The organism is Mesorhizobium sp. M7A.F.Ca.CA.004.04.2.1 (assembly GCF_004022825.1).
Classification (GTDB): Bacteria; Pseudomonadota; Alphaproteobacteria; order Rhizobiales; family Rhizobiaceae; genus Mesorhizobium.
The window spans coordinates 1-3,250 of sequence record NZ_RZPH01000703.1 but is presented as its reverse complement, the minus strand read 5'-3'; the positions used below and the strand labels follow the sequence as shown (position 1 = coordinate 3,250).

General features: G+C 61.8%; 3 protein-coding genes. All 3 read left to right on the top strand.

The features are described 5' to 3' along the window. Window positions 1–240, top strand: a 240-nt coding sequence (gene nuoK / locus EN893_RS25530) for an NADH-quinone oxidoreductase subunit NuoK (protein WP_128361866.1), incomplete at its 5' end; no start/stop codon positions are given. 10 nt (window positions 241–250) lie between these two features. Continuing rightward, window positions 251–2,224, top strand: coding sequence for an NADH-quinone oxidoreductase subunit L (gene nuoL, locus EN893_RS25525; protein ID WP_127267203.1), 1,974 nt, complete (start codon window positions 251–253; stop codon window positions 2,222–2,224). Continuing rightward, window positions 2,224–3,250, top strand: a 1,027-nt coding sequence (locus tag EN893_RS25520) for an NADH-quinone oxidoreductase subunit M (RefSeq protein ID WP_128361865.1), incomplete at its 3' end; no start/stop codon positions are given. The genes nuoL and EN893_RS25520, both read left to right, overlap by 1 nt.

Here is a 3,250-nt window from a genome sequence, read left to right as displayed (position 1 = left end):
TTCCTGAACCGCAAGAACGTCATCGTCATCCTGATGTCGGTCGAACTGATCCTGCTGGCGGTCAACATCAATTTCGTCGCCTTTTCGGCGGCACTGGGCGATCTGGTCGGCCAGGTGTTCGCGCTGTTCGTGCTGACGGTCGCGGCGGCCGAGGCCGCCATCGGACTTGCCATTCTCGTCGTCTTCTTCCGCAACCGCGGCTCGATCGCGGTCGAAGACGTGAACATGATGAAGGGTTGACGGAACCACCATGTATCAGGCCATCGTCTTCCTTCCCCTGCTCGGCTTCCTGATCGTCGGCCTGTTCGGCACGTCGCTCGGCGCCAAGGCGTCCGAATACATCACCTCCGGTTTCCTGGTGATCGCGGCCGTGCTGTCGTGGGTCGCTTTCTTCACCGTCGGTTTCGGCCATGGCGAGGTGTTCACCGTGCCGGTGATGCGCTGGATCCAGTCAGGCGGGCTGGAAGCGGCCTGGGCGCTCAGGATCGACACGCTGACGGTGGTGATGCTGGTGGTGGTCAACACCGTGTCGGCGCTGGTTCACATCTATTCGATCGGCTACATGCACCACGATCCGAACCGGCCGCGCTTCTTCGCCTATCTGTCGCTGTTCACCTTCGCCATGCTGATGCTGGTGACATCAGACAATCTGGTGCAGATGTTCTTCGGCTGGGAAGGGGTGGGCCTCGCCTCTTATCTGCTGATCGGCTTCTGGTACAAGAAGCCGTCGGCCAATGCCGCGGCAATCAAGGCCTTCGTCGTCAACCGCGTCGGCGATTTCGGCTTCGCGCTCGGCATTTTCGGCCTGTTCGTGCTGTTCGGTTCGGTCAATCTCGGCACCATCTTTGCCAATGCGGCGACGTTCATTCCGGCCGAAGGCGCCCCGCACGGCGCCGCGGTGCTGACCTTCCTCGGCTATGCGCTGGACAAGCAGGCGGCCATGACGATCGTTTGCCTGCTCCTGTTCATGGGCGCCATGGGCAAGTCGGCGCAAGTGCCGCTGCACACCTGGCTGCCGGATGCCATGGAAGGCCCGACACCGGTTTCCGCGCTGATCCATGCCGCCACCATGGTGACGGCCGGCGTGTTCATGCTGGCACGGCTGTCTCCGCTGTTCGAACTGTCGCATTCGGCGCTGACTGTGGTGACCTTCATCGGTGCCTTCACGGCCTTCTTCGCGGCCACCGTCGGTCTCGTCCAGAACGACATCAAGCGCGTCATCGCCTACTCGACCTGCTCGCAGCTCGGCTACATGTTCGTGGCACTCGGCGTCGGCGCCTATGGCGCGGCGATCTTCCACCTGTTCACGCATGCCTTCTTCAAGGCGCTGCTGTTCCTCGGCTCGGGCTCGGTCATCCATGCCGTGTCCGACGAGCAGGACATGCGCAAGATGGGCGGCCTCAGGAAACTGATCCCGACCACCTACTGGATGATGGTGATCGGCACGCTGGCGCTGACCGGCGTCGGCATTCCGGTGACGGTCATCGGCACCGCCGGCTTCTTCTCCAAGGACGCCATCATCGAGAGCGCCTTTGCCGGCCACAATTCGGTTGCCGGCATGGCCTTCGTGCTTTTGGTCATCGCCGCCTGCTTCACCTCCTTCTACTCCTGGCGGCTGATCTTCATGACCTTCCACGGCAAGCCGCGGGCGAGCCATGAGGTGATGCACCATGTCCATGAATCGCCGCCGGTGATGCTGGTGCCGCTGTTCATCTTGGCCGCGGGCGCGCTGTTTGCCGGCGTCATCTTCCACGGTGCCTTCATCGGCGAGGGCTATGCCGAGTTCTGGAAGGCATCGCTGTTCACACTGCCTGACAATCACATCCTGCACGACATCCACGAATTGCCGCTGTGGGTCGAACTGTCGCCCTTCATCGCCATGCTGATCGGCTTCGCGCTGGCCTGGAAATTCTACATCCGCTCGCCGGAAATGCCGGTCAACCTCGCCGCGCAGCATCGCGGGCTCTACGCCTTCCTGCTCAACAAGTGGTATTTCGACGAGCTCTACGACTTCCTGTTCGTGCGGCCCGCCAAGCGCCTCGGCCATTTCCTGTGGAAGACCGGCGACGGCACCATCATCGACGGCCTTGGCCCGGATGGCATTGCGGCGCGCGTCGTCGATGTCACCGACCGCGTCGTCAAGCTGCAGACCGGCTATCTCTACCACTACGCCTTCGCCATGCTGATCGGCGTTGCCGCACTCGTCACCTGGATGATGCTCTGATGACCGCCTGGCCAATCCTCTCGCTGGTCACCTTCCTGCCGCTGGTTGGTGTGCTGCTTATCCTGTTCATCAATGACGACAGCGAAAATGCACGCCGCAACATCCGCGCCATCGCGCTGTTGACGACGACTTTCACGTTCATCATCTCGCTGTTCATCTGGACCGGATTTGACAATTCGCAGTCCGGCTTCCAGTTCGTCGAGAAGGTCGCCTGGCTCGACTCCGGCATTTCCTACCATATGGGCGTCGACGGCATCTCGATGCTGTTCGTCATCTTGACGACGTTCCTGATGCCGCTCTGCATCCTGGCGTCGTGGGAATCGATCGAGAAGCGCGTGAAGGCCTACATGATCGCCTTCCTGCTGCTCGAAACGCTGATGATCGGCGTGTTCTGCGCGCTGGACATCGTGCTGTTCTACGTCTTCTTCGAAGCCGGCCTGATCCCGATGTTCATCATTATCGGCGTCTGGGGCGGCAAGCGGCGCGTCTACGCCTCGTTCAAGTTCTTCCTCTACACGCTCGCCGGCTCGGTGCTGATGCTGCTCGCCATCATGGCGATGCTCTTCCAGTCCGGCACAACCGACATCCCGACGCTGCTGACCCACAACTTCCCGGCCAGCATGCAGACCTGGCTATGGCTTGCCTTCTTCGCCTCCTTCGCGGTGAAGATGCCAATGTGGCCGGTGCACACCTGGCTGCCCGACGCGCACGTCGAGGCGCCGACGGCGGGCTCCGTCATCCTGGCCGGCATCCTGTTGAAGATGGGCGGGTACGGCTTCCTGCGCTTCTCCTTGCCGATGTTCCCGCTGGCGTCGGAAATGTTCGCGCCGCTGGTCTTCGCGCTGTCGGTCGTCGCCATCATCTACACCTCCCTGGTGGCGCTGATGCAGGAAGACATGAAGAAGCTGATCGCCTATTCGTCGGTTGCTCATATGGGCTTCGTCACCATGGGCATCTTCGCCATGAACCAGGAAGGCGTGCAGGGCGCGATCTTCCAGATGCTCAGCCACGGCCTCGTCTCCGGTG